Here is a 23,572-nt window from a genome sequence, read left to right as displayed (position 1 = left end):
GCTTCCACATAGGACAGCTCTTCAAGCTCGCTCAGTAGTGCATATCTCAAATTAACGTCCAGCTCTTTCAAGAAACCTTCGACGTCCTCTTCGCTAAGGTCTTCCCACCAGTCCAACACGGAAAAACACGCGGCCAAAGCATTTGAGAATGGACGCACGAACGGCTTTGATTCGTAGAACTCCATTGCATGAAGAATGTCGCTTGTGTTTTCTGCCTCAAAAAGAAGGCTGAAGTCTTCGCCCCACGCTGCAAGTTGTCCCTGCAACACGGCCACCTCACGGCGAATTAGCAGTTTGAAGCCTTCAAGGTCTCCGGCCCTTGCGTTGTTACCCAAAATCTCGATAACGTGCTCAATCTCGAAGGTGTCCGTGTAGAACGCGGGCCAGGACTGCCCTTTCTGCTTTGCGCTCATGCTGCCCCTCGCCCCGGTAATAAATCCAGGGCCAGGCGCAACCGGGGCAGGTCATGCGCTTTTCGGGCCGGGTAGCAAATCCGGTCCTAGGCCCTGGAAAGAATGGGCTATTCCTGCGGCTTCTCGGGCTTGACCATATCCATGGCCAGGTCAACACGTTCGCTGATGAACTGAACGGATCTGGAAACAAGGTCCAGGCCCGCATGGGCCGCCTCCGGGTCCGCCGTCACTCGTTCGGGTGTCCAATGGGCGATATGGCCCGCCATGGCTGTGAGGGATGCGTGGACGGCCTGAAGTTCGGCCTGGGCAAGGTTCATGCGCAGTTCGTTGATTGTCATGACCGCACCTCCAGCCGCATCTGAGCGATAGGGTCCACAAGGGCTTCGAGTTGTCGAATCATGCCACGGAGCACGAGGGCCTCGCTCAAATTGTCGTCGTGGTCCTCCAAGACGTTGGCGAACCAAGAGAGTTGACCAATGACCATGACCAGTTCGGTTTCAACGCAAACCTTGCCTTTCTCAATGCCGTTCAATACTTGTGCCGTACCCATGATGAACCTCCTATCGGTTCGTTGTGGTAGGCCCTGGCCGGTGTTGGTAGCACCTGTCCGGGCCGCTTTTGTTTTGAGTCCATGATCCATGTCAGGACTCGGAAATATCGCCTTCCTTCGCGGCCTTCTCGCGTACCAGCTTCTCAATCATAGGCCCTTGCGTCATGCCGTAACGCCTGCAAAGGGCCTTGAGCATTTCCGCCGATTCGGGGCTGATCCACAGATCCAGCCGATGAAGATCCTTCCGTCTCTCTCGAAGCCTTGCTTGTCGTGTTGCGCCTGTCATGGTTCACCTGTTACCCGGTGACGCTTGAGCCGTCAACCATTATTCGCCCTTCAAGTTGACCACGCGGGAAGGTTTGAAAAGTTCGTCGCTCAGTCCGCCCAAGGCCCTGCGCATGGTGTCGGTCTCGCCCTTGGCATACCTCAAGGCCATGACCGGGGAGGACCACCCGCAAAGTTTTTGCAGGTCAGGCATTGACGTGCCAGCCTTGGCAAGCCGCGTTGCCGCCGTGTGCCTCAGCGTATGAAAACAAACGCGGTCACGCTTGCCCCGGCCTTCGTTCAAGCCCAAGTCCGCCACGGTGTCCCGGAATGGTTGTGGCGGTTGCGTGTAGGGCTTCCCGGCACCGTTCAGGAACACAGGCCCGGCAAGGCGGCCCTGACTGCGTAGGTCGCTCAGAAAGGCCACCAGGTTGTCTGGCAAGGGAATGGTCCGGTCTGTCCCGTTCTTCGTGTTCCTGAACAGGGCCTCACCCGCGCCCAGGTCAACGTCCTTCCATTCCAGCCCGGCGGCCTCGCCAAACCTGCACCCAGTCATGGCGGCGAACAATGTGATCGCGTAGGCGTTCTGGTCGCGTTCGGACAGAATGGAGAGGATCTCTTGCAACTCCTGGCCGGTCAAAACTCGCGTCCTGCGATTGCCACCTTTGCCTAAGGTCGCCCCAACGTCACGGGCTTGGGGCGGGGGACTGGGGACCAGCTTGCGGGAATAGGCGAAGCTCAAAACCTGCCTGAGCACGAGCGCCGCGTATTGTCGAGTTCTGGGAGCAAGGCCCGCGTCCACCAGCACGCCCATAAGCCGATCCCACTGGTCAGCGTCGATATCCTTGATCATCACGTCACCCAAAACCGGCTTCAGCCAATGCTCAAACAGGCCCTCTTCAGCCGTCCACGAGGTCTCTTTTTTCTGGTCGGCCTTGAGCAGCTTGGCGACGGTCAGATAAACCGGCCAGTAGTCGGCAAGGGTCACGTTCCTGGACTCTTCCAGCTTCCGCTGGCGTTCGGCGTCGGCCTTGGCCTGGGTCGCCTGTTCGCGCTTCTCTTCCAGCGTAGCAGGGCCTTGCCCCGTCCTGTGCGCTTCCTTCAACTTGGATCGCTCGGCAATGGCCCGTTCGAGGTTCCAGCCTTCGGACCACCAGCCAAGACCCTCTTCCCTGGTCTTGCCGCCTAGGGTGTAGCGAATAGAAAAATACCTGTCCCTGCCCACGCCATGCTTCCGGGTAGGGTGTTCGTAATACCTGATGCCCTTTTCACCTGTCGGAATCCACTTGACGGCCATACTCTCTCCCAGTTCTCTCCCAGTTTTTTGCATGAAAGGGGGTGTTTATTCGTGAAAGTTCGTGATAATCAAATGCTCTTTTAAGCAAGGCGTGTCAAGGGTTAAGGCGTAATTATGTGAGGGTTCGTGAAAGGTCGTGAAAAGGCATTTTTGCGACTACGAATCAGTAGGTCGCATGTTCGAATCATGCCGGGCGCACCAGAAAATCAAGGGATTGCTGATTATTCAGCGATCCCTTTTTTTTCGCTTCCGAACCATCCTGCGCCCCCCCGCCTCTCGGCGACAAGCCTCCCTGCAAATTCCCCAAATGTTCCTGCGCCGCGCGTCCGATCTCCGCCGTCAGCGATCCGTCGCCCTGGCCGCGACACAAAAAACGACGCTCCCGTCTTACACGGCGATCAGCCACAGGCACCATCAAGCTCGCCACGTCCCGCTAAACGGCCGGAACATCCTCCAGTCATCGCGGAATTGTCTTACAAACAGCTTGCTCCACGACGCGTGGCTACCATACTGTCGACAAAGAAGTTTTTTGCCGAAGGTCCCTTTTTTTGCTGCGCGCCGCATGCGCACAAGGAAAAACAACAAACCAGCACCATTACAATATGATCAATGATTCCAAAATAAAACCGCAAGATCCCCTTTTGCCGGCCGGTGGCGGCATCAAAGAACCGGTAACGACGGAACAGACTGCACAGGAAAGTGACATCCGCTATCGCCTGCTTGCCGATGTCACCATGGAAGGAATACTGATCCATCATGGCGGAATCATTACAGACTGCAATCCTGCAATGTTACGCCTCTTGGGATACAGGTATGAAGAACTGATCGGGAAAAGTTTCCTGGATATCGCGGTTTTCGAAGAAGACCTGGGCACGGCTCGCGACAGCATGCTCAAAGAGCATACCAGCCCGTATTGCATCAGATTGAAGAAAAAGAACACGGAGATCTTCTTTTCAGAAATCGAAGCCCGCAATTTCATGATCGGCGGCGAAACGTTCCGGGTGTTGGGCATACGGGACATAACGGAACACAAGAAGATTCAGGATGCGCTCAGGGAAAGCGAGTCCCGGCATCGGATAATTTTTGAGAACGCACCGCTGGGCATGATTCTCTTCAACAACGAGGGAGTCATTGTCGACTGCAACGAATCCTGCGTCCGCCTCATGGGCTCATCGCGCGAAAAGCTCATCGGTTTCAACACGGCGCTTCAAAGCACGCCCCGGATGAGCGAGATAATAGAGAAAGCCCTGGCCGGAGAAGCGGCGGTCTTCGAGGACGAGTACACATCCGTCACCGGAGGCCTGACAAGATATCTGCATGTGATATTCAACCCCATCACGCCCGGCCAAAATCCCACCGGCGTCATCGCCACCCTTGAAGACATCACCGCCCGCAAGAAGGTGGAAGGCAACCTGCGGAACTCCCTCTCGCTCCTCGACGCATCCCTGGAATCGACCACCGACGGCATTCTGGTGGTGGACAGCAACGGAGCAATCACGAAATGGAACCAAAATTTCCTTGAGCTCTGGCATCTGCCGCATGACATGGAGCACATGCGCGACGAACGCTCGCTGCTCGCCAACATCATCCCGCAGGTGGCCCATCGCCAGGAATTTGAAGCCGGAGTCCGGGAACTGGACGCGCATCCCGAAGAGACAAGCTTTGATCAGATCGAGCTTCTGGACGGGCGCATATTCGAGCGCTACTCGCTGCCCCAGAAAATCGGGGACCGGATTGTCGGACGGGTGTGGTCGTTTCGCGACATTACCCATCGCCGGCACACCGAGGACAAGCTGCACAACTACGCCCAGCAGATGGCCCTGAAAAACCTGGAGCTCGATGCCGCCCTGGCCAAGGCGGAACATGCCACCCAGGCCAAAAGCGATTTCCTTGCCAACATGAGCCACGAAATCCGCACGCCCATGAATGGAGTCATCGGGATGACGGGCCTGCTCCTGGATACGCCCCTGGACGAAACCCAGCGCCGCTACGCGGAAGCCGTCCGCTCCAGCGGCGAGGTGCTGCTCAGCCTGATCAACGACATCCTGGACTTCTCCAAGATCGAGTCGGGCAAGATGGAACTTGAAATACTGGACTTCGGGCTGCGGGCATTGCTCGACGACTTCGCGTCCATGAACGCCATCAAGGCCGAAGAAAAAGGGCTCGAATTCATCTGCTCAGCGGACCAGAACGTGCCGGATCGCCTCTCCGGCGACCCTGGCCGCCTGCGTCAGGTTTTGACCAATCTGACGACAAACGCCCTCAAGTTCACCCAAAGCGGAGAAGTGGACGTGCGCGTCAGCCTGACCCGGGACTCCGATGACTATACGCCCGGGTCCTCTTCATTAAGCTCCATCGCACTGCTGTTTTCGGTCCGCGACACAGGGATCGGCATTCCCGGGGACAAGCTGGACCGCCTGTTCCAGAGTTTCTCGCAAGTGGACGCCTCGGTCACCCGCAGATTCGGGGGCACGGGGCTGGGCCTGGCTATTTCCAGGCAACTGGCGGAACTCATGGGCGGCGAAGTCGGCGTGCAGAGCACCGAAGGCCGGGGTTCCACCTTCTGGTTCACGGCACGACTTGAAACCGCAGCGGACCAGGAAAACCTGATGCCCATCGCCGCCGAGTTGCAGGACCTGAGGGTGCTGGTCGTGGACGACAACGCGACCAACCGGGAAATTCTCCTGGACCGTTTCATGTCCTGGGGAATGCGCCCGGACGAGGCCATGGACGGCCCTGAAGCCCTGCGCCTGCTTTACGCGGCCCTGGCCGAGAACGACCCCTACCATCTGGCCATCCTGGACATGCGCATGCCCGGCATGGACGGCGAGACCCTGGGCCGCGTCATCCGCTCGGATCCCAAGCTTGAAAAAACACGCACGGTCATCATGACCTCCCTTGGTCAGCGAGGCACCGCCAAGCGATTCAGGGACGCCGGATTTTCAGCGTACCTCACCAAGCCCTTGCTGCACGGCGAACTGCATACCTGCCTCAACCTGGTAATGGCCGCAAACATCTCCGGGGACCTGATCACGCGACACACGGCCCGCGAAGCCGCTAAGTGCGCATTGACCACGTTTACCGCACAAAAGTTTCGCATCCTCCTGGCCGAAGACAACATCACGAACCAGCAGGTGGCTCTTGGAATCCTGGGCAAACTGGGCCTGCGCGCCGATGCCGTGGCCAATGGAGCCGAAGCGGTCAGCGCTCTGGAAAGCATCCCCTACGATCTGGTGCTCATGGACGTGCAGATGCCGGAAATGGACGGGTTCGAAAGCACCAGCGTCATTCGTGATCCGTCCTCCCGGGTCCGCAACCATGACGTGCCGATCATCGCCATGACCGCTCACGCCCTGCCCGGCGACAAGCAAAAATGCCTCCTGGCAGGCATGAACGATTACATTTCAAACCCCCTCTCCCCTAGGGTGCTGTCGCTGGTTCTCGGCAAGTGGCTTCCGCCCAGGAATGACGAAGAGAGAATGCCGCCCCAAGAAGGACGAAAAAGAGAGGACAAAAGGCCGCTCATCTGGGACAAGGAGGCAATGCTCGAAAGACTGCTGGATGACGAGCAACTGGCCAAGGAGATCCTGGCAGGTTTCGCGGAGGACATCCCCCTGCGCATCGCGGGCCTGAAGCGTGGACTCGAAGACAACGACCTGGCAACGGCAGCCCTGCACGCGCACAGCATCCGCGGCGCGGCCGCGAATCTGGGAGCCGGGGTCCTGCAAGATGCCGCCAAAGACATGGAAAGGTGCTGCTTGGAAAACGACGCGGCAAATTTCAAAACATGCTTTGAATTACTGGAAAATTCCATCAATTGCTTGCTGAAGGAAATGTCCATTAGTGAAAATCAAGCTTGATCCTCATGCAAACGGACATCCCCATCATTGCGCTGACCGCCTTCGCCATGAGCGGCGACAAAGAAAAATTCATTGCCACGGGCATGGATGGCTATATCAGCAAGCCGGTAAATCTTGACGCGTTGCAGAACACGATAGATCATGTGCTGCTCGCCAAATCCCGGAATGACGCCGAAAACGCATCATCGCCGATGACGTGCGATCGCCGCCGGAATCACTTGACAGGCTTGGACATTCGTGGTGTTTGCAGGGCCCGGGTTCAACATGAACCGGGATGACTTCACTTTCTCTGCCTTGCCTTTAGCGGTAACGGATTTATAAGAGACAAGTGTTCTTTGAGGGGCCGCCCTGGTTTCGACGGGGATGATGAGGCCAAAGTTGCAGGTCGAGGTGCTGGGAGGTCCTCGTCAAAACCCAGCAGAAACATAATTGCCAATGACAATTATGACTACGCAATGGCTGCCTAGTAAATAGGTAACCCTTGCATGACGACCAAGGTCGTCACATCCGTGCGGTGGATGTCTGATAATCCGTATCCGGGTGGCAAACCCCATCAGGCTGGCGAAAGGTTACTGTCTGGATGACCAATCGCGAGACAAATTCCGGGCTGGCGCCAAGGAAGCCCGTTCAGGGGCTAACCGTGGAGCGAGAAGCAAAACCTGAACTAAACCTGTAGAAGCTTTGCGCGGAGCATTCTCGGACGGGAGTTCGATTCTCCCCGGCTCCACCACAAACAAAAATAAGCCCACGAAAGTGGGCTTTTTTTGTGCCCTTTCTGCAGATAACAACCGTGGGACTTGGCTTGAAGGTGTCCGTAATTCCGTATAAACGGCAGTGTTAGAGCAAGGCTTCGCAACCGCCAAGGCCTACCATGTCAAAGAACTTCTGCGCTGGGTTCGAAGGGCCGAATCGAAGCAGGCTGCAAAGTAGCGCACCACCCATTTTCTCAAGCATACTGCCGAGTACGAGGCCGACTGCCCGCTATTGGAACCCGTGCGCGGAGCATTGGCCAGCTTTGAAAGGCATTTGCCGCAAGTCCTTCATCGTTGGCATTCCTTCACACCAATGCGAGACTCGAAGGGTTCAATGGCCAGGTCCAGGCAGCGAGGGCCAGAGCCCGAGGATACCGAAATGTGGAGAACTTCATCACCATGATCTACCTGATCGCGGCTCCGATTCAGGTCTTGGTGACTTCATGAATTCCACATCAAACGTCGAAGAACCATAAAACTTAAGTCTACTTCAACCACTTAGTGGTTTTCGTGGAATTATAACTTAATGAATTAATGACAAAATCGGGCTATGGCATTTCTTTGTGCGCTTATTTTGTCACCAGTATACGTGCGAGATTAGATGAACAACTGTCAAATATTTTAACAGTGTGGTATATCTATGCATTCAGAAATTGAAAAAATTGAAATAAAAGGGATAATCGGAGATAATATTAATGTTCTCGTTAAAATTGAATACAATAAATATGTTTTTGAAAAAATAATTACCGAAATTTATTTTTTAGAGGGAGAATACTCATTTTATGATGATATTGATAACATAATGCTTGGAGATGAATACGGAGATTTATTTATCAAGAATCAAGATAATGATAAGAATAATTTAATTTTAAAAAATATAGTAGAATTAACTTCTCATAAAAATAAAGCGATAATCCACTCTGGAGGATTTGAATATTCAATTAGCAATGACAAAATAAAAGAAATAGAATTTGTACATTCTACAATAACGTTATGCCCTAGCTATAGCATTAGTAAAAAACGATCATCAAGCTATAGCGATGATGGATCAATAAATTATCTTTCTTCGTACAAAGAAGAAATAAAGTGGAAATCAGAACTTGGGGATTGGATGGCTCTGGATCAATATAGTTTTATAAAAAAAGAATACTACAAAAATAATGCAATCATGTCGTTTTCAAAACCAATTGTAACATTTACCATTAACACTCAGGAATGTAGTTTAAAATTTATTTTAGACGCCATAATGGATGAAATTGAAGACGTCACATCATTACTTTCTCTATGTAATAGACGATCAATCCAATGGGGACAAATACAAATAACGCCTTTTTCAAGAAACACAACCGTAACGTGTCCAGTAATTCGAAAATATACTCCACATAAGTCATATCAAAAGAACACATTTTCTTTAATCGACCATGCCGATCTAATTAATTCGGGATTTGAAGTACTTTTAAAATCATATAAATCTTCTAATATCAAAAATGAGTTAAAAAATTGCATATTATTTTTATCATTGTCATATTTAGAAAATGCAATTGAAATTAATTTTTTTCATTCAATTATAGCACTAGAATGTCTATGTGACGGACTAACACAAATTTACAAGAAAGAAATAAGCATCCCATCATCAAAATGGAAAACAATAGAATCGAATTTAAAAATAACTATAGAAAGTCTGTCAAGCCAAGATGAAATTGCCAAATATTGTGAAAGACTTATAAAAAAATTACCTGAACTAAAAAGACCATCTGTAATTGATAAAATAGTATTTTGCACCAATATTCTTGAAATCGAAAAAGACGACATATGGAACAAACTTGATTTTAATTTTGGACTTCAAAATGCTTTATATCTACGAAACAAGCTTTTCCATATGGCTCACTGTGACGACGTATATCTATTAAATGAAAATACTGTACGAATACAGATATTAACGGAACGACTGATTTTAAAGCATCTAGGCTGGCCTGATGAAAAGCTAGGTACCTTATATTCGAGTAGATTACAGCGCATTAATAGATACCAGTAACAATTATGAATCATCATCAATGAACTTTTGATGTCTTGATTTCGAATTGCTGAATAACAAACCAAAGGTCAGCCAAAATCGGATGGCCTTACCGTTTATTTTCTCCAATCTCACCCCACCTTCGGCAACGCCTTCCCTTGAGCCCTCTTCGGCTCCGTACCCGGCGGCAGCAACTTATCCGGCACTCCTGCGGCCAAGAGTCTTTTGCGCATCTCACTTGGCAGCGGGTCTGTGCAGGCGATCAGGCATTTACCTGGGAAGGTGCGGTGTACACCCATGATCCCTGAACATTTCAATCTTGCAATCCGCCTTTTGTATCCCCGCCCGATTTCGTTTGAACCCGTAAGGATTCCGCGTTCGAAAGCATGATCTGCCGGCCCTGCGACGTGTCCGCGATCAGAAGAAAACCCGACACTTCATGCCCGCCGGCAGCCTGAACTGGGGGTTGGAGAGTTCCAGCCGCACGCCGAAGGTTCCGCTGGCGGCATCGATGACCTTGTCCACGATCACGACCTTGGCGCTGTACTCGCCACCCACCGGCTCGTCCGGCAGGACCTTGGCCGTGACACCTTCCTTGATGGATCCGATATACTGGACCGGGATGACCAATTCTACGCTCAAAGGATCGATCTGCGCCACGGTCAGGAAGGGTTCCTCGCCGACATAGCCGCCGGGTGCGCCAGTACGCTTGACCACCACGCCCTTGATCGTACTGCGGATGACCCGCATTTCGAGTTGCGCCTTGGCCTCGGCCACCATCAGCCGGGCCAGCTGCAACTCGGTCTCGATCTCGTCTTTTTCATGCATCGAAATGAGCTTTTTTTTGGTCAGTTCCTCGTTGCGCTGGGACTTGCGCTGCCCGAAATCCACCTTGGCCTCGGCCGTGCGCAGGGCTGCGGCTTCGACCCCGGACTTGAGCCGCGCCAGGATCTGCCCGACTTCGACCTTTTCTCCCCGCTCCACCATCACCTTCTCCAGGATGCCCGGAACCTGACTGCCGAAATTGACGGTCTCCCGAGGCTCGATAAGCCCTTCAAAAGGCGGCAGTTCCCCGGCTCGAACCGTGGCAGCCAACATGCACAGCAGTGCCAGAAAAAATACGCGTTTCATCTCGTGTTCTCCTCGATGCGTATGGCCCCCGCGTTTGGACCGGAAACAGCTCAAACACGGGGAAATAGACTTTGTTTACTCGAACCGGCCTGCAAAGGACATCAGGCTTCCCTGCGCCTGGTCCTGCCGGAACAGGTTTCGGCGCAGCCGCGTGTTGTGCCGCTCCACGTTGCGCTGCATGCGCTTCAGCAGCAGGCGCGCCGCGAATTGGGGCATCCTCGTCCGGGTGACGGCAAACATGGCCACGCGGATAAAGGGGTCGCCCCATTTGCCCAGGAACAGGAAATCCTCCAGGGATAAAATCCCTTCAAAGCTTCCGGGGTCACCCTGCCGCCCGCACCTCCCGGCCAATTGACGATCGATGCGCGCGGCCTCGTGGTATTCCGTGATGATGACATGCAGACCGCCTGCATCGCGCACCTCGGGCGCAAGCATGATGTCCGTGCCCCGCCCGGCCATGTTCGTTGCGATGGTCACGCTTCCCGGCTGGCCCGCCCTGGTGATGACCTCGGCCTCCTCGGCGTCCTGCTTGGCGCTCAGGACCAGATGGGGCAGCCCTGCTTCCCGAACGCGGGCAGCTAGTTCCTCGGAGGCCGCCACGGTTCGCGTCCCGACAAGCACGGCCCGGCCCTGCCGGTGCAATTCGCCGATCCGGTCCACCACGGCCCGCCATTTATCGTGCCGGGTGGGAAAAACCCTCTCCTTTAGCCTGCGCCGGATCACCGGCCGGTGGGTGGGCATGCGCAACGTGGCCAACCCGTAGACATTCCACAGCTCGTCCTTCACTTCACGCGCCGTGCCGGTCATGCCCGCGAGCCTCAGGTATCGTCTGAAAAAACGCTGATAGCTGATCTTGGCCAGGGGTTCCCGACGCTGCGTCAACTCGCACCCTTCCTTGAGTTCGATGAACTGGTGAAGCCCCTGCTCCCAGGAACGGTCGGGCATGACCCGCCCCGTGAATTCGTCAATGATCTGCACTTTGCCGTCGCGGACCAGGTACTGTTCGTCGCGGCGAAAAAGGTGCAGGGCCGTCAGGGCCTGTTGCACCGAGCCCTCCCGTCGCACCAGGCCGCTCCACAAGGCGCCCAGCCGACGCGCCGCGTCCTCGATACGGCTCCGACCGGCCGGGGTCAGCAAGACCTGCCGCCGAGCCTCGTCAAGCTCGAAATCCATATCCCGGACGAAATCATCCGCCAGCTCCAGGGCCTGTTCCAGAAACTCCCGTTCCTCCCTCACTCCCGAGGAGCCGGAAATAATGAGCGGCGTCCGGGCCTCGTCGATGAGCACGCTGTCGGCCTCGTCGACAATGGCGAAGTGCAGGCCGCGCATGAGCAGGCGTCCTTCGCGCGAGCCGCGGCCCTGCAGACTTTCGGCCTGAACCATGATGGAGTCCGGCCGGTCCGCCATGGTCAGACGATCGCGCAGGTAGTCAAAAACCAGTTCCTTGTTGGTGGCATAGGTAATGTCGCATCCGTAGGCCTGCCGACGCTGTTCCGGTGTCTGTCCGTGCACCGCGCACCCCACGCTCAGGCCCAGGGCCCGATACAGGGGCGCGGTGTTCTCGGCGTCGCGCCCAGTCAGGTAGTCGTTGACGCTGATGACATGCACCGGCAGCCCGGCCAGGGCCGCCGTGGCCGCCGTGAGGGTGGCCGTCAGGGTCTTGCCCTCGCCGGTCTCCATCTCGGCGACTATGCCGCGCAGCATGACCAGGGCGCCCATGACCTGACTGTCATGGTGGCGGAGCCCCAGGATGCGCGCCGAGAATTCCCGGATGAGGGCGAAGCTGTCAGCCACGTGGGCCGGAAGAAAACCGTCGGTCAGCAGGCGCTCACGAAGCGGACGGATCTCTTCGGCCAGCTTCGTGTCGTTCAATCCGATCAGACGCAGACCAGCCTCGCCCACCGCCGCCGTCTCCCGCCGCAGCCATCCGCCCATTCCGCGCAGCGCAAGGACGCGCCCGTGCACCCGGTGCACCTGCCGCTCCAGCCACGTCTCGACCCGGTCTGGCCTCTCGGCCCGAGCTTCGCGGCTGGCTGGGGGATGAGTCAGATGCAGCATGAAAACTCCTCTATACACATTCTCAAACCCTTTGCCGACCATTTCTCGGTGATTGCGTCCAGAATGCATTGTGGCAAGGCGCAAGGGAAAAATGGAAGCCGAAGTGTAGCCGTCTACATGAGGTTTCCATTTTTCCCGCAGCAACGCAGCCAGAATGCATTCTGGGCGCAATCATAAGGCGAAGCGGGTGAGGAGGAGGCGCCGCAACGCCCGGTAGGCCCGCAAGGCCAAGGGTTCGGAGCTGTGCTCGAAGCGGACGTAGACACGCTCCTCCACGTTGCCTGGCACGGGTCCCTCAAGCACTAGGTCGAACTGAAAGAGGCGCTCCAGCACATGTGGGGCGTCTTTTTCCCGAGTGTCGAGGGCGAACCGGCCACCGCCGTCGAGACTGAAGGCCAGGCTAGGCAACACGCGGCTCGCGGCGGGTACCTCGCGGAACACCCGCGCCGGCAGCACCTGCCCGATGTTCTCGGCCAGCCGCACCTCGACGCTTCGGACATCCGAGCGGACGCGCTCGATGTCGGCCTGGGGAACCACTGTCCTGATTTGCATGCGCAACGGGTCGAGGATGTAGCCCACAGGTTCGCCGCGCCGCAGAAATCGGCCCGGCAAATCAGCCTCGTCCTGAAGCACGAAAATCCCGGACGCGGGGCTGCGCGTGATCAGAGCCGCCTGACGTTCCTGGGCGCGATCGATCTCAGTTTCGATGCTCCGGAGTTCCTCTTCCAGCATGGCGGTCTCGGCGCGGGCCCTGTTCATGCTCAACTGTCGGCGGGCCTGAAATTCCTCCCTGCGGGCCTGCAGCAACCGGACCTGGGTTTCCAGCAACGGGTCCGCGCAGCGGATCAGCGGATCGCCGGATTTTACGGCGGTCCCGCCGGGAGTGACCACGGCCTCCACCATCCCGCCGGCAGCGGCGTACACCCGGGATTCCTCCGAAACCCAGACCACGCCTTCGGCGTTGGTGTACAGCGGCGCCGGGACCACAGCCAGAACCACCGCCAGCAGAGCCAGGGGAAGAACCACCGTCATGATGATGCGAAGGCGCTTACGTTGCATATGAGTATCCTTGACGAGAAAAGCGGCCACGCGCCACGTAGGCATGATGAGCATCATGAACACCGCCCAGATGGCCAGCACGATTCCCACGAAAAAAAACTGCCCGGCCACGAAAAGCACGATGCGCACGGATATGAAAATCCGATAGCAAAAGGCGGCAACGGCGTAAAAGAACAACCAGCGGGCTTCCCCGGGACTGCGGGCCGGTGATTCGGCGCTTTCCACTCCCAGCAGATACCGCTTGAAAAGGTATCCCAGATAGCCGACGCCGCGTTGCGCCAGGTTGGGAATCTCCAGCCAGTCCGAAAGAATGTAATAGGCGTCGAAACGCAACAGCGGATTGCCGTTGAAGAGGACCGTCGACACCCCGGCCACGAGCAGGGTCTTGTAGGCCAGGGCGCTCACGATTCCCGGCTCCACGTTCAGCCAGATCAGCAGCATGACGGCGGCCACGAAAAGCTCCACCATGATACCCGCCCCCCCGACAAGCATGCGCTGACGCTTGTCCCGGAAGGACGTCGACGAGGACGCGTCCACGTACGGCAGGGGCATGAAGACCAGCAGCATGACCCCCATCTCGTGCACCTCCCCGCCTTCCTTCTTGACCATGTAGGCATGGCCGAACTCGTGCAGGACTTTCAGCACGGGATAGAGCAGGCTGATCAGCAGCAGATTCTCCATACCATGAAGCGCGTCGGAAAAATCGCCTTGCAGGGAGTCCCAGTGCAGCACGGCCAGGACGGCGGACGTGAGCGTTACCGCTATCCAGACCGCCAAGGCCTGCCAGCCGAGAAACGGACGGACCCAGGGCATGGTCCGGGTCAGGAAGCGGTCCGGGTCCAGGAGCGGGAAGCGCAGGGACAGCGGCGAGGCCAGCTGCGTGAACAGGCGGTTGCGCCTGCCCTTCACGCTGCGCTGGTGCAGATCCGAAAAGTCGAGGATGGCGCTGGTCTGCAAGAGATCGGCCCGGTACAGTCTGGCCAGGAGTTCGATGACCTCATCCTGGGTGGGCATGTGGTCGCCCAGGCGGGCGCAAACGGCCTGCCAAATCTGGTCCATGGTCCGGCGGCCGTCCATCATGCCCACCAGTTGGTAGGCCTCGGAGGAAAAACGGTGATGGCGCCCCGTGAAGCCGTCCTGAATCACATACCAGTCCTGGCCGCGATAATCGTGGCGCTCGATGCGCACATGGCTGCGCAGACGCGGCTTGAGGGGGGCGACCCTGTACCATGAAGGACTGAGCAGCGAAACGCTCATGCGCGAACCCCGCTCCTGCGCTTCAAGGCAACCATTTCCAGAAGAAGAGCGTCAGCCATTCGCGCATGTCCCGAATCCAGATCCGGACCAGTTTGCGCCGATCCACGGCGACCTTTCCCACGCCTTCCATGCCGGGGCGCAGGGTTTCGTCCACGCTGTCCAGCGCCGCCTCGACCTGGAAATGATTGCTGCCATCCTCGGCCTTGGCGATGGGCGTGATCTTGCTGACCGTGAACCCGAACTCCTGGCCGGGCAGGGAAAAAAGGACCAGCTCGCCGCGCTGTCCGACCCGGACATCGGCGATGCGCCGTTCGTCGACCTTGAGAATGACCCGGTAGGAATCCAGCGGCGTGACCTCGAAGAGCACGTCGCCCTGCTTCACGGCGCTGCCGAGGCGTTGGCTCAGATCCCCGCTGACGATGAGGCCGGAGTACGGCGCCGTGAGGCGGGTGCGCGCCAGTTGCGCGTCGGCCAGGTCCAACTCGGCCTGAACCTGGTTCAACTGCGCCCGGATGATGCTGGACTGGGCCCGATCGTGCTGGGATACGGCTTCCTGGAGTTGCTGCTCCAGCTGCCGCAGGCGGCTGGCGGTGACCATTCTGTCCAGGCGCAGGTCCCTGTCGTCGAGGAGACAGAGCTCATCTCCTTCGTTCACCAGGTCGCCGGCCCGGAACGGGGCCTGATGGATGAAGCCGTCGAAGGGCACGGTCACGGCCCGACGGATGCCCCCTTCCAGGGCGATATCCGCGCGCAGGCGGTAGTCCCCGTGGGCAAAGAAAAGAAACACGGCCAAACAGGCCAGCGCCGCCACCGCAAGCTTGCGGCCGTAGTGCCGGGGGCCCAGCAACCGCCCGGCCGCCTCGGACAGACTGGCGCGGGCATGGTCGAGGACGGAGCGGTCGACCTGGCGCTTGGCCTCCAGGATGGGACCGGCCAGGGTCCCCACGGCCCGAAAGAATTCCGCATCGCGTTCGGTGAACGGCTGGTCCGCGGCGCGCTCGACGGTCAGGGCGCCGTAGTAGCGGTTCTGGCCGTACAGAGGCAGGGTCAACACCGAAACCATGGCCTGCTGGCGCGAGAGGGCCTCGTGCTCGCGGCAAATGACCGTGGCGTCGTCCGTGGGCCAGGATATCTCGCGACGCTGCAGCAGGGCTTCGTCCATTACCCGTTCGATGGTCCGGGTCAGGTTCATCTTCAGGTCGACCTCGGCACTGTGTGAAACCGCTTCGAGGACAACGGACCGCCCGCGCACGAAGCCCAGGCTGACCCGCTCGCATTGGGCGGCGGCCGCCAGTTCCGTGACGAAGGTCATGGCCGCCTCGCGGCAGGATGGCCGGTCCAGGGTCAGGGCCAGCATGTCCACCGCCGTCCCGAGGCGCAGCAGGCGAGCCTTGTCCTTGTCGGCCTCCCGGCGGCGCAGAAGCAACTCCAGCCACGAGCAACCCCACTGCAGCTGCTCCATGGCCCGGTTAAGATCGGCCTCGCTGTCCGCCGCCAGTTCCATGGCCACCACGGCGAACAGCCTGTCATCCACCCGGACGGGGTAGACCATGGCATACCGGTCTGCGGCGTCCAGTTCCAGCACCAGGCCGCGCTCGTCGTCGATGACCCGTTCCAGAGCCGCAGCCAGGCGGACCGGGTCCGCACCGCCGTAGGGCCACACGGCGGCGGGGGCGAACTGCCCGTCCTCCCCTTCGGTGACCAGAATTCCCTGGATCACGCCTGGAATCATGCCGCTTTGCAGCCCGATCCACCCCTGGCAATACTCCCGGGTGCTCGAAGCCGATGAGAACTCGGCCCATGACAGGACGGGGCCTGTGTCGGTAGGCGCGGATTCCTGTGTGGTAGTGTTGCTGCCCATAATGATGAAACCTGATCCACTGCAACGGCGACGCCGGTGCAGGCAGAAGACCAAACCCCTTTAACCTACTCAGTTAACCAGCTATCTGGTCAAAAAACAAGGGAAAACCCGGATTCAAACACGTGAAGGCCCGGCACATCCCCGTGCCGGGCCTGATGCGAAAGTCCGCGTCATGCCCTATTGCGGGGTGACGTCGGGCATTTCGAGATTGATCACGCCGAAGCGCTTCTCGTATTCGGCCATGGTGTTAGTCAGGAGAAGGGCCAGGCGCTTGGCCGCGTAAGGGTTGATGATGACGCGGTCGGAAAGCTCGATGACCAACTCCTTCTGCGACGGGTGCCAGTTCTTGTTGACGCCGAACATGAACGCCACTTCCTCGCGCGTGCTCGATACGTTGCAGACGTTGGCATACGTGGTACGCATGCGGCTCCCGTCCCAGCGGATCTGGTGGTCTTCCGTCTTTTCCTGAGGCGTCTTGTCTTCCATTGTCACGTGTACACTCCTTGTATGTTGCAGGCTCCGTATGAAAAAGGCCGGACTATGCGTCCACAGCCTGACGTTTCTTTTCGAAGGTGAATCCCGATATGGTGACCAGCCGCGCAGGAGAAGAATCCGTTTTTTCCTCGTCGCACAGCCTCTCCCCGTCCCAGTTCCAGCTCCGGCCCTTGGGCTTGGTGATACGCTCCAGTTCCTCGGAGGACAGCCGACGCTTTTCCTCCCTGCCCCGGATCGACAGCGCTCCAAGACAGGTCAAGCCGGCCACGGCGCCCTGGAGACTCGTTGACTCCCCGTCTTCCCGGACCGCAGAGAGCGATTCCTCGCGCTCTTGCGCCGACGCGAAAGGCTCGCCGCCCGACTGCCGCAGGCCGAAAACGGCGGGCCGCAGCCCCGCCGCAGCCTCTGCGGGAGCCCCTTGCTCCTGGGCCGGGTCGTCCGCCGGGGCCGCATCCTTTCCGGGCTGCGCCTGGGCTGCCGGAACCGACTGGCCGCCATGATGGCTCACGCGGCGGGAATAGCCCGATTCGGATCGCACCTGTTCGATCTCAAGGGCCTCGGGCGTGGGTTCCGTGATGAGGGGCGCATCCTGTCCGCCCGTGCTTCCCCTGGAATCGCCAGGCGTTTCCTCGATGCTGTAGAGGTCTATCATGGTCCGGCTGATCAAATCACCCATGGCAATGACTTCATCGACCTTGCCGCCGCTCAGAGTGACTTTGCCGTATTTGCCGATAATCACGTCCTCGGACAGGTTGCCGTAGAACAGGTCGGACCCCGCCCCGCCGAACATGAAATCGTTCCCGGCTCCACCGACGAGGGTGTCGTTTCCGTCGGAAGAACTATAGCGGCCCAACGTTCCGGCCTCGTAAAGTACGCCGTTCCTGTAGGTCACACGGCCTGCGTCGCCAATGAGCACGTCGTTGCCCCCGTCGCCCCACAACTTGTCGTCGCCCCCGCCGCCGACAAGGACGTCGTCGCCGGAACCGCCAATGAGAATGTCTTTGCCGTCAGCGGCAGGGGCCGTGGATTCCACGGAAAGCAGGGTTTGTGGAGTCATCGAACCCCGGCCCGTGGCCGTGCCGCCGTCGCCGAAAAGGACAGCCCCGCTCTTCCAGGCAGAAGCGTCGATGGTGTCGGAGCCGCCCTCGCCGAAGACCATCACCAGCCCGTCTTCGCCGGGGCTCTCGTCTCGCAGCAAAGCCGTGTCGTCTCCGCCGCCGAGCAGTACCGCAGTCACCTCTTCCCTGTGCGCCCCGGTCACGGTGACCAAGTCGTTGCCTCTGCCCAGCCAAAGTTCCAGCCCTCCGTTCAGGCTTTCATAGGTGACGGTGCCGCTGCCACCCGCGTCGCCGAAACCGGTCATGCCGGTTTCAGTGACGACAACCGCGCGGCCAGTGGTGTTGCCCCGGTCGCTCAGAACAAGTTTATCCGCTCCGGGTCCGCCGTACAGGTGGATGTCGCCCCGGATGGTGTCGAGGGTGCCAAAGTCCTTGTCCAGATCGGATGAAAGCACGAACTCGTCGTCGCCTGCGCCGCCCGCGACGGTCGTGGTCGTCCCCGTCGCCGTGCCCAGAACATTGAACGTGTCGTCACCGGCACCCAGGGCGATATCGATCCGCTCGACCGTGGCGTAGACAATACCCGTGGCCATGCCCAGCCCGCTGATGGTGCTGTCGGTCATGGTTCCGATGTCGCCGTCCTGGTCGCCGGAGTCGTCCACGCTCAGGGTGTCTAACCCATCCTCCCCGTGCACAGTCAGCAAGCCGTCGATCGTGTCGACCACGCCACCCTCGTTCGAAACGGGTGTGGCCATGCTGCCAACACGCAGGACGTCATCTCCCGCGCCCATCCATACCGTAGTCGGCATTCCCGCTGTCAGCCCCGTCAGCACGATCGTATCGTCGTCGCTTTCGCCGTGGATCTCAAACGCGCTCCCTGCGATTGTCCCCTGGAGATCGATGATACCGCCGACGCCCAGGTCAACGTTCCCATAATCGCCGTACAGTGCGATGGTCCCGGATGCCAGGATTGATGCCCCGGCCTCGATGATCAGGTCATCGCCCGCACGGAGCGCCACATTGCCGGCCGTGGAGTGCACGGTCACGCCGGAGTTGACGATCAGGTCGTCGCCGCTATCCGGGCTGTCAGCGGCGGTGATCAGAATATCGGAGGCCTGGACCGTCTCGGCGACGGTGACCGGACTGCTGGCCGAAATGACCACCCTCCTGTACGCGTTCAATCCTTCCGTTGCGCTGATGCCCCCGATCACCAGGTGACCGGTGTTGTGCAGGCAGATGTCGCCTTCTATGGAGATACCCTCGACCCTGCCCATGATCGATCTTATGGCCCTATCCGGCGAACCGATATTACCCGTGGCGTACAGCCAGGTCGCGCCGGCAACGATGTTGTCCTCGTCGTCAAGCCGGCCGTTCAGGATTGCGCCGTCGCTGCCGACGAAGACGGTGTGCCCGGCGCCGGTGACCACCCTGGCAATACTCAGGTCTCCATCCGTCTCAGTCAGGCAAATGTCCCGGCGGCTGGAGATGGTCAGCGTGCCCGGACCGGACACGGAGCTGTCGATGTCCAGGTCGTTTCCTGAAGTGCCAATGCCGCCGAAGTGCGACTCGAGGACGATGCTCCTTCCGATGACATCGGCTTCCGGGTCATCATGATAGTCCAGAATGTCGCCTGGGGCGCGCAGGCTGACGTCCCCGAGCTTCGACACGATCTTGCCGACGTACAGCGGACCGTTTGTCTCGAAGATGTGTATTCCGGTGTTGGCCGTGGCGTTGACCACACCGATGGGCCCATCGGTGTAGAAAAGGTCGATGTCGAAGAAGTTGTCGACCGTGCCAATGCCTCCCATTCCATCGTCGATACCGTTAATGGTTGTACCTGCATGGAGGTTCAGCAACTTCGTTCGGACGTTCAGGTAGTTGCCGTCGAAGGCATCAAGGATGGAGTCCTCGGCGTACAGGTCGACACGTTCCGGAGAGTAGACGGTATCCACAAGCATGTCCCCGGCTGTTTCCATCAGGAAGATCCCCTGCTCGGCCCTGGCGGTCAACGGGGCGCCGGGGTGCTGGTCGAGGGTCACCGGTGCGCCCTCGACGCCGATACTCTTCCTTGCAGCCTCGAGGACGAGCCTGCCGCCGATGATGTTCACGGTGGCGTCGTCATTGTCGAAATCGTAGATCCCGCCGCTGGTCTTGATCCGGATCTCGCTGTCGTCGATGTCGGCCAGCCCTGCGATTACGCGACCGAGGTGGATATCCGACTCGGCGCCGAGCAGGACATAGGTGTCTGCGGAAACATCGACCCGGAAGGTCTCGCTCGGACGCTGCGTGAGGCGGATCTCGCTGCGTGTGATGTCGATACGTCCGTTTTCGCCCTCGCCAAGGGCATTCATTTCGGTGTCGAAGAGCTGGATGGTATTCGCATCGATAGCCCTGACGTAGTAGACTTGCCCATCGGTCACGCCGGGAAGGGCGCTGAGAGTGACGGTGCCCAGGGCGCCGAAGGTGACCCTTGCACCCGTTGTCAACCCATGGGGCGAGCCGAAACGGATGGAGTCGGCTGCGGAGTCGATGATGGTCACGTTCTCGGCAGGAGTGGCCGCAATGGCGTCCTGTTCGGCCGGAGTCAGCTCGATGGCTGTGCCGGCGCTGCCCATATCCCCTTCGGAGGTGGGAATCGTGACGTAGGTCACCCTGCCACCGGCCTGGATATCGATGTCCTCGAACCGGGCAACCCTCGCCTCGGTCGCGGTGATGTCGACAAGGCCGACGCTGCCTGTGCTCCCGGCGTTCTCTGCGGAATCGAACAGTTGGATGGTGAACTCGTCGATCACCCTGACGAAGTAGAACGCATTGTCATGGCCGTCGGCGCTGGCTACGCCGGGGATGTCGCTCAGTCTGATCGTGCCCTGGTCTCCGAAGCTGACGGTATCACCGGTGGCAAGCCCATGCAGGCTGCCGAAGCTGATCGTATCGGTGTCGGCCTTGATGGAGATCAGGTCGTCCCTCTCTGAAGCGGCCAGGACGTTCTTGGCCTCCCTGGTCCGCTCTTTGATCCCTTCGGGCGTGGAGTCGTCGATGCTGCTGCCGACGACTTCCATGGCACCGCTTTCGTGAATGAGGATCTTTTGCTCTGGAAGCTTCTCGCCGACGGATCCAGAGACATCGATGACGATGCTGTTGCCGATCAGGTTGGGCGCCTCGATGCGGGTCTCGGTGTCGGTGGTCTCCTTGAGCCAGCCGATGCCCAGCGCATAGCGCAACTGGCCTTCGGTCCATGATGCGCCCACGGCCAGGGCGTCGACATCCGACAGGTCATGGCCCGAGCCTGTCGCGACGGATGCGTCGAGCTGCAGGAAGACGCCGTTCGCGGCATCCTCCGCCGAGGCGGCCAGCTGCACCGTCGTGTCGTTTATGACGATTACATAGTAGATCTCACCATCGATGAGGCCACCGATGGCATCCCCGCCGTTGGCGTTATAGACGACGCCGACGCCGGTGGTGAACAGGTGGGTGCCGACGGTGATCCTGCCGTTGTCGCCAACTAAATCGGACGGGTCGAAAGAAGGCCTGTAGCCGGCGTTGCCCGGTTCATACTTCCAGCCGGGCATATACGTTGCGCCGAGGGCGTCATATCGGGCATGAAGGGTATGGAACTCCTGGGTCCGCTTGGCCTCTTCGAGGTCGATCCGGGCATCGTCCCAGTCGAGGGCCTCGGCATAGGCGCCCCGCTCAGCTGGGGAGAAGACGATCCGATACGCGGGTTCATAGGCCATCATGCGCGTCAGACTTACATTACCTTCGCCGGGTTCGATGTCGAGAGCACTGCCGCCAGCGGCGTCGGCCATGGAGTCCGCCAGCCTGATCGTCGTGGAGTCCACGACGATGGCGTAGTAGGTCCTGCCGTCGCTGAGGCCTCCGATTCCCGGGTCGCCGGAGTCCACCTTCCGATAGACAAGGGCGTCGCCCGTGCTCAGTCCGTGATCGGTGCCGAAATCGATCAGGTCTCCATCGCCGAGCACCTGGGAAGCGCCATCAACAAGGTGCGTCTGAGCCGTCCGGTACGCCCAGTACGTGTGGTACTCGCGTGTTACGGCGTCCTGGTACGCCTTCTGGTTCTCGAGGCCATCACCGTCGAGCAGGTTCATGGCGTCCCAGAGAGCTTGGAGCTCGTCCTCGGTGCGGACATCCACGCTCTCCAAGGTATTGGCGTCGATCAGATTGCCGGAATTCGTGGTCACGTGGACGTCGCCGTCCAGGGACTCGATGGTCACGACACGCAGGTCCCCGGTCGTCTCACGCACGAAGATGTCGCCCTGGGCGAGTCCGGTCAGCGCGCCTGGCGTGCCGACTCCGCCATTGGCGTCGGAGTCGATGCGCACCTCCTGAGATGCGGACCCGATTCCGCCTGCGCGCGAGGTCAGGTTAATGTTGTTGCCCTTGATGAGGGAGTTGCCGTCCTGCGAAAAGATGTCGCCTTCCACGGTGACGATCACATCGCCGCCAAGCAAAGAGATGATCGTGCCCACGGTCAGCTTCTGGTCGATCTCGTCGATGGCCACCAAACCGGCTGCAGTGGCATTGAGCACATCGCCGTAGAGGTCTGTCCGGACCGGCGTGAGCACGTCCTCGATGCTGTCGTAAACGCCGATATTTCCGCTTTCAGCCTGGAGGGTTATCGATTCGCTGCGGATGACAGCCCGGGTGTTGCCCTGATGGATGGAACCGGATTGCGAGGTGATCGTGGTGCTGCCGGAGGTGTTGCTGATCGTTCCGGAAAGATAGATGTCGCTCTGTGAGCTCACCCTGATCAACCCCGCGTCCGAGCCCATGAACTGGATGCCTATGCCGTAGTCGGCTTTCACGCTGTGATAGTTGAAGCTGGTCCGTCCGATGGTGGTGGTCCGCAGCAGATGATAGTCCTTTGTGGAGAATATCCACCAGCCATTGGTGGTTACCCATTCGGATTCATGGACATTTACTATGTTATCAGTGACGACGAAATTGTACTGATACCCTTCGTTGTTTGTTGTCGAGCTTTTTTCGATGAAGTTGCTGTACGGCTGGAGGTCGACAGGTGTTGCCTCGTTGAACGAGTAGCCGGTGTATGGCTTGCCTTCGGCCACTGTGAATCCCCAGAAGCTCCGGCTCACCCAATACTCGACGAGCTCCGAAGCCACGCGCATTCCGTTCACCCAGTAATAGCGTTGCCCCTCGAGCGGCTGGTAGGTGGCATTTCGGCTGCCCGTTATCCCGGAGGTGGCGGAGGCAATGACCCCGTCAGTATCGTTGTTGGTGACCTGGACGGTGTCGCCGATGCGGGTGTAGGTCGTGATCAGCGGCTTGTAGACGAGCGGGTCCAGATCGAGATCATATGCCGTATCCGTGATGACCACCTTGCCCTCGATGCCATTGCCCAGCCCTCTGACCTCGAGACCGGCGGTCGCGATCTGCTCGGACGCAAGCTCTGCCGTGCCGACCAGGGTCAAGACCTTGTCCGCAACGCTCAAGATGGTGTATTCGCCGTCGTTTTGGCCTCCGGAAC

The 23,572-nt window shown here is 58.7% G+C and carries 15 protein-coding genes, 1 other RNA gene and 1 pseudogene (1 of these 17 only partly in view); 5 read left to right on the top strand and 12 right to left on the bottom strand.

Annotation, left to right across the window (positions count from 1 at the left end; genetic code table 11):
• From BMZ40_RS17495 to BMZ40_RS19980, 6 genes are all read right to left on the bottom strand, one after another.
• The coding region (locus BMZ40_RS17495) for a hypothetical protein (RefSeq protein ID WP_143075692.1) at window positions 1–413 on the bottom strand (413 nt) is incomplete at its 3' end.
• A gap of 107 nt (window positions 414–520) precedes the next feature.
• Window positions 521–751 carry a hypothetical protein gene (locus tag BMZ40_RS17490; protein WP_092378970.1) on the bottom strand — a complete coding sequence of 77 codons (231 nt, stop codon included), beginning with the start codon at window positions 749–751 and terminating at the stop codon, window positions 521–523.
• On the bottom strand, window positions 748–963 hold the full coding sequence (locus BMZ40_RS17485) for a hypothetical protein (RefSeq protein ID WP_143075691.1): 216 nt from the start codon (window positions 961–963) through the stop codon (window positions 748–750). Before BMZ40_RS17485 ends, BMZ40_RS17490 begins: the two co-directional genes overlap by 4 nt.
• Before the next feature lie 91 nt (window positions 964–1,054).
• Complete coding sequence (locus tag BMZ40_RS17480; protein WP_092378963.1) at window positions 1,055–1,249, bottom strand: RepB family protein; 195 nt, start codon at window positions 1,247–1,249, stop codon at window positions 1,055–1,057.
• 39 nt (window positions 1,250–1,288) lie between these two features.
• Complete coding sequence (locus tag BMZ40_RS17475; protein ID WP_177193253.1) at window positions 1,289–2,524, bottom strand: tyrosine-type recombinase/integrase; 1,236 nt, start codon at window positions 2,522–2,524, stop codon at window positions 1,289–1,291.
• A gap of 473 nt (window positions 2,525–2,997) precedes the next feature.
• Entirely contained in the window at window positions 2,998–3,282 is a 285-nt protein-coding gene (locus BMZ40_RS19980; protein WP_245751138.1) for a hypothetical protein, read from the bottom strand.
• On the opposite strand from BMZ40_RS19980, the gene BMZ40_RS17465 reads away from it, so the two are divergent.
• From BMZ40_RS17465 to BMZ40_RS19395, 5 genes and pseudogenes are all read left to right on the top strand, one after another.
• Entirely contained in the window at window positions 3,259–6,384 is a 3,126-nt protein-coding gene (locus tag BMZ40_RS17465) for a response regulator (RefSeq protein ID WP_245751137.1), read from the top strand. The two genes, BMZ40_RS19980 and BMZ40_RS17465, sit on opposite strands and share 24 nt — an antisense overlap.
• Before the next feature lie 5 nt (window positions 6,385–6,389).
• Window positions 6,390–6,662 (top strand): response regulator, encoded by a 273-nt coding sequence (locus tag BMZ40_RS17460; protein ID WP_092378977.1) that lies wholly within the window; start codon window positions 6,390–6,392, stop codon window positions 6,660–6,662.
• Window positions 6,663–6,723: 61 nt separating this feature from the next.
• Window positions 6,724–7,114, top strand: a transfer-messenger RNA (tmRNA) gene (ssrA, locus tag BMZ40_RS17455).
• Window positions 7,115–7,224: 110 nt separating this feature from the next.
• A pseudogene (locus tag BMZ40_RS20235) lies at window positions 7,225–7,583 on the top strand (transposase); the annotation flags it as partial.
• Window positions 7,584–7,776: 193 nt separating this feature from the next.
• Window positions 7,777–9,171: a hypothetical protein gene (locus tag BMZ40_RS19395; protein WP_143075690.1), complete on the top strand. Its 1,395-nt coding sequence runs from the start codon at window positions 7,777–7,779 to the stop codon at window positions 9,169–9,171.
• Between the two features lie 396 nt (window positions 9,172–9,567).
• Here BMZ40_RS19395 and BMZ40_RS17445 read toward each other — a convergent pair whose 3' ends face one another.
• The 6 genes from BMZ40_RS17445 to BMZ40_RS17420 form a co-directional block, all read right to left on the bottom strand.
• Complete coding sequence (locus BMZ40_RS17445) at window positions 9,568–10,281, bottom strand: efflux RND transporter periplasmic adaptor subunit (protein ID WP_092378948.1); 714 nt, start codon at window positions 10,279–10,281, stop codon at window positions 9,568–9,570.
• A 75-nt stretch (window positions 10,282–10,356) separates the two neighbouring features.
• The gene (locus BMZ40_RS17440) at window positions 10,357–12,339 is read right to left on the bottom strand and encodes a preprotein translocase subunit SecA (protein WP_092378945.1); all 1,983 of its coding nucleotides are present in this window, start codon (window positions 12,337–12,339) and stop codon (window positions 10,357–10,359) included.
• 171 nt (window positions 12,340–12,510) lie between these two features.
• Window positions 12,511–14,655, bottom strand: a complete 2,145-nt coding sequence (locus BMZ40_RS17435) for an HlyD family efflux transporter periplasmic adaptor subunit (protein ID WP_092378943.1) — start codon at window positions 14,653–14,655, stop codon at window positions 12,511–12,513.
• A 22-nt stretch (window positions 14,656–14,677) separates the two neighbouring features.
• Complete coding sequence (locus tag BMZ40_RS17430) at window positions 14,678–16,516, bottom strand: GAF domain-containing protein (RefSeq protein WP_092378941.1); 1,839 nt, start codon at window positions 16,514–16,516, stop codon at window positions 14,678–14,680.
• 177 nt (window positions 16,517–16,693) lie between these two features.
• Window positions 16,694–17,002 carry a DUF3467 domain-containing protein gene (locus BMZ40_RS17425; protein ID WP_245751139.1) on the bottom strand — a complete coding sequence of 103 codons (309 nt, stop codon included), beginning with the start codon at window positions 17,000–17,002 and terminating at the stop codon, window positions 16,694–16,696.
• Between the two features lie 52 nt (window positions 17,003–17,054).
• Window positions 17,055–23,572: the end of a DUF4347 domain-containing protein gene (locus BMZ40_RS17420; protein ID WP_177193252.1), read on the bottom strand. It continues 21,241 nt past the right edge of the window; the window shows 6,518 of its 27,759 coding nt (coding positions 21,242–27,759); the start codon falls outside the window, past its right edge; it ends in the stop codon at window positions 17,055–17,057.

The organism is Desulfomicrobium apsheronum, assembly GCF_900114115.1.
GTDB lineage: Bacteria > Desulfobacterota > Desulfovibrionia > Desulfovibrionales > Desulfomicrobiaceae > Desulfomicrobium > Desulfomicrobium apsheronum.
This window is presented reverse-complemented; position numbering and strand designations above follow the sequence as displayed.

Bases quoted from the DNA above. Each gene is read 5' to 3' on its own strand.
- BMZ40_RS17490 (WP_092378970.1), bottom strand. From the start codon at position 751: ATGACAATCAACGAACTGCGCATGAACCTTGCCCAGGCCGAACTTCAG.
- BMZ40_RS17485 (WP_143075691.1), bottom strand. From the start codon at position 963: ATGGGTACGGCACAAGTATTGAACGGCATTGAGAAAGGCAAGGTTTGC.
- BMZ40_RS17480 (WP_092378963.1), bottom strand. From the start codon at position 1,249: ATGACAGGCGCAACACGACAAGCAAGGCTTCGAGAGAGACGGAAGGAT.
- BMZ40_RS17475 (WP_177193253.1), bottom strand. From the start codon at position 2,524: ATGGCCGTCAAGTGGATTCCGACAGGTGAAAAGGGCATCAGGTATTAC.
- BMZ40_RS17465 (WP_245751137.1), top strand. From the start codon at position 3,259: ATGGAAGGAATACTGATCCATCATGGCGGAATCATTACAGACTGCAAT.
- BMZ40_RS19980 (WP_245751138.1), bottom strand. From the start codon at position 3,282: ATGATGGATCAGTATTCCTTCCATGGTGACATCGGCAAGCAGGCGATA.
- BMZ40_RS17460 (WP_092378977.1), top strand. From the start codon at position 6,390: ATGCAAACGGACATCCCCATCATTGCGCTGACCGCCTTCGCCATGAGC.
- BMZ40_RS19395 (WP_143075690.1), top strand. From the start codon at position 7,777: ATGCATTCAGAAATTGAAAAAATTGAAATAAAAGGGATAATCGGAGAT.
- BMZ40_RS17445 (WP_092378948.1), bottom strand. From the start codon at position 10,281: ATGAAACGCGTATTTTTTCTGGCACTGCTGTGCATGTTGGCTGCCACG.
- BMZ40_RS17440 (WP_092378945.1), bottom strand. From the start codon at position 12,339: ATGCTGCATCTGACTCATCCCCCAGCCAGCCGCGAAGCTCGGGCCGAG.
- BMZ40_RS17435 (WP_092378943.1), bottom strand. From the start codon at position 14,655: ATGAGCGTTTCGCTGCTCAGTCCTTCATGGTACAGGGTCGCCCCCCTC.
- BMZ40_RS17430 (WP_092378941.1), bottom strand. From the start codon at position 16,516: ATGGGCAGCAACACTACCACACAGGAATCCGCGCCTACCGACACAGGC.
- BMZ40_RS17425 (WP_245751139.1), bottom strand. From the start codon at position 17,002: ATGGAAGACAAGACGCCTCAGGAAAAGACGGAAGACCACCAGATCCGC.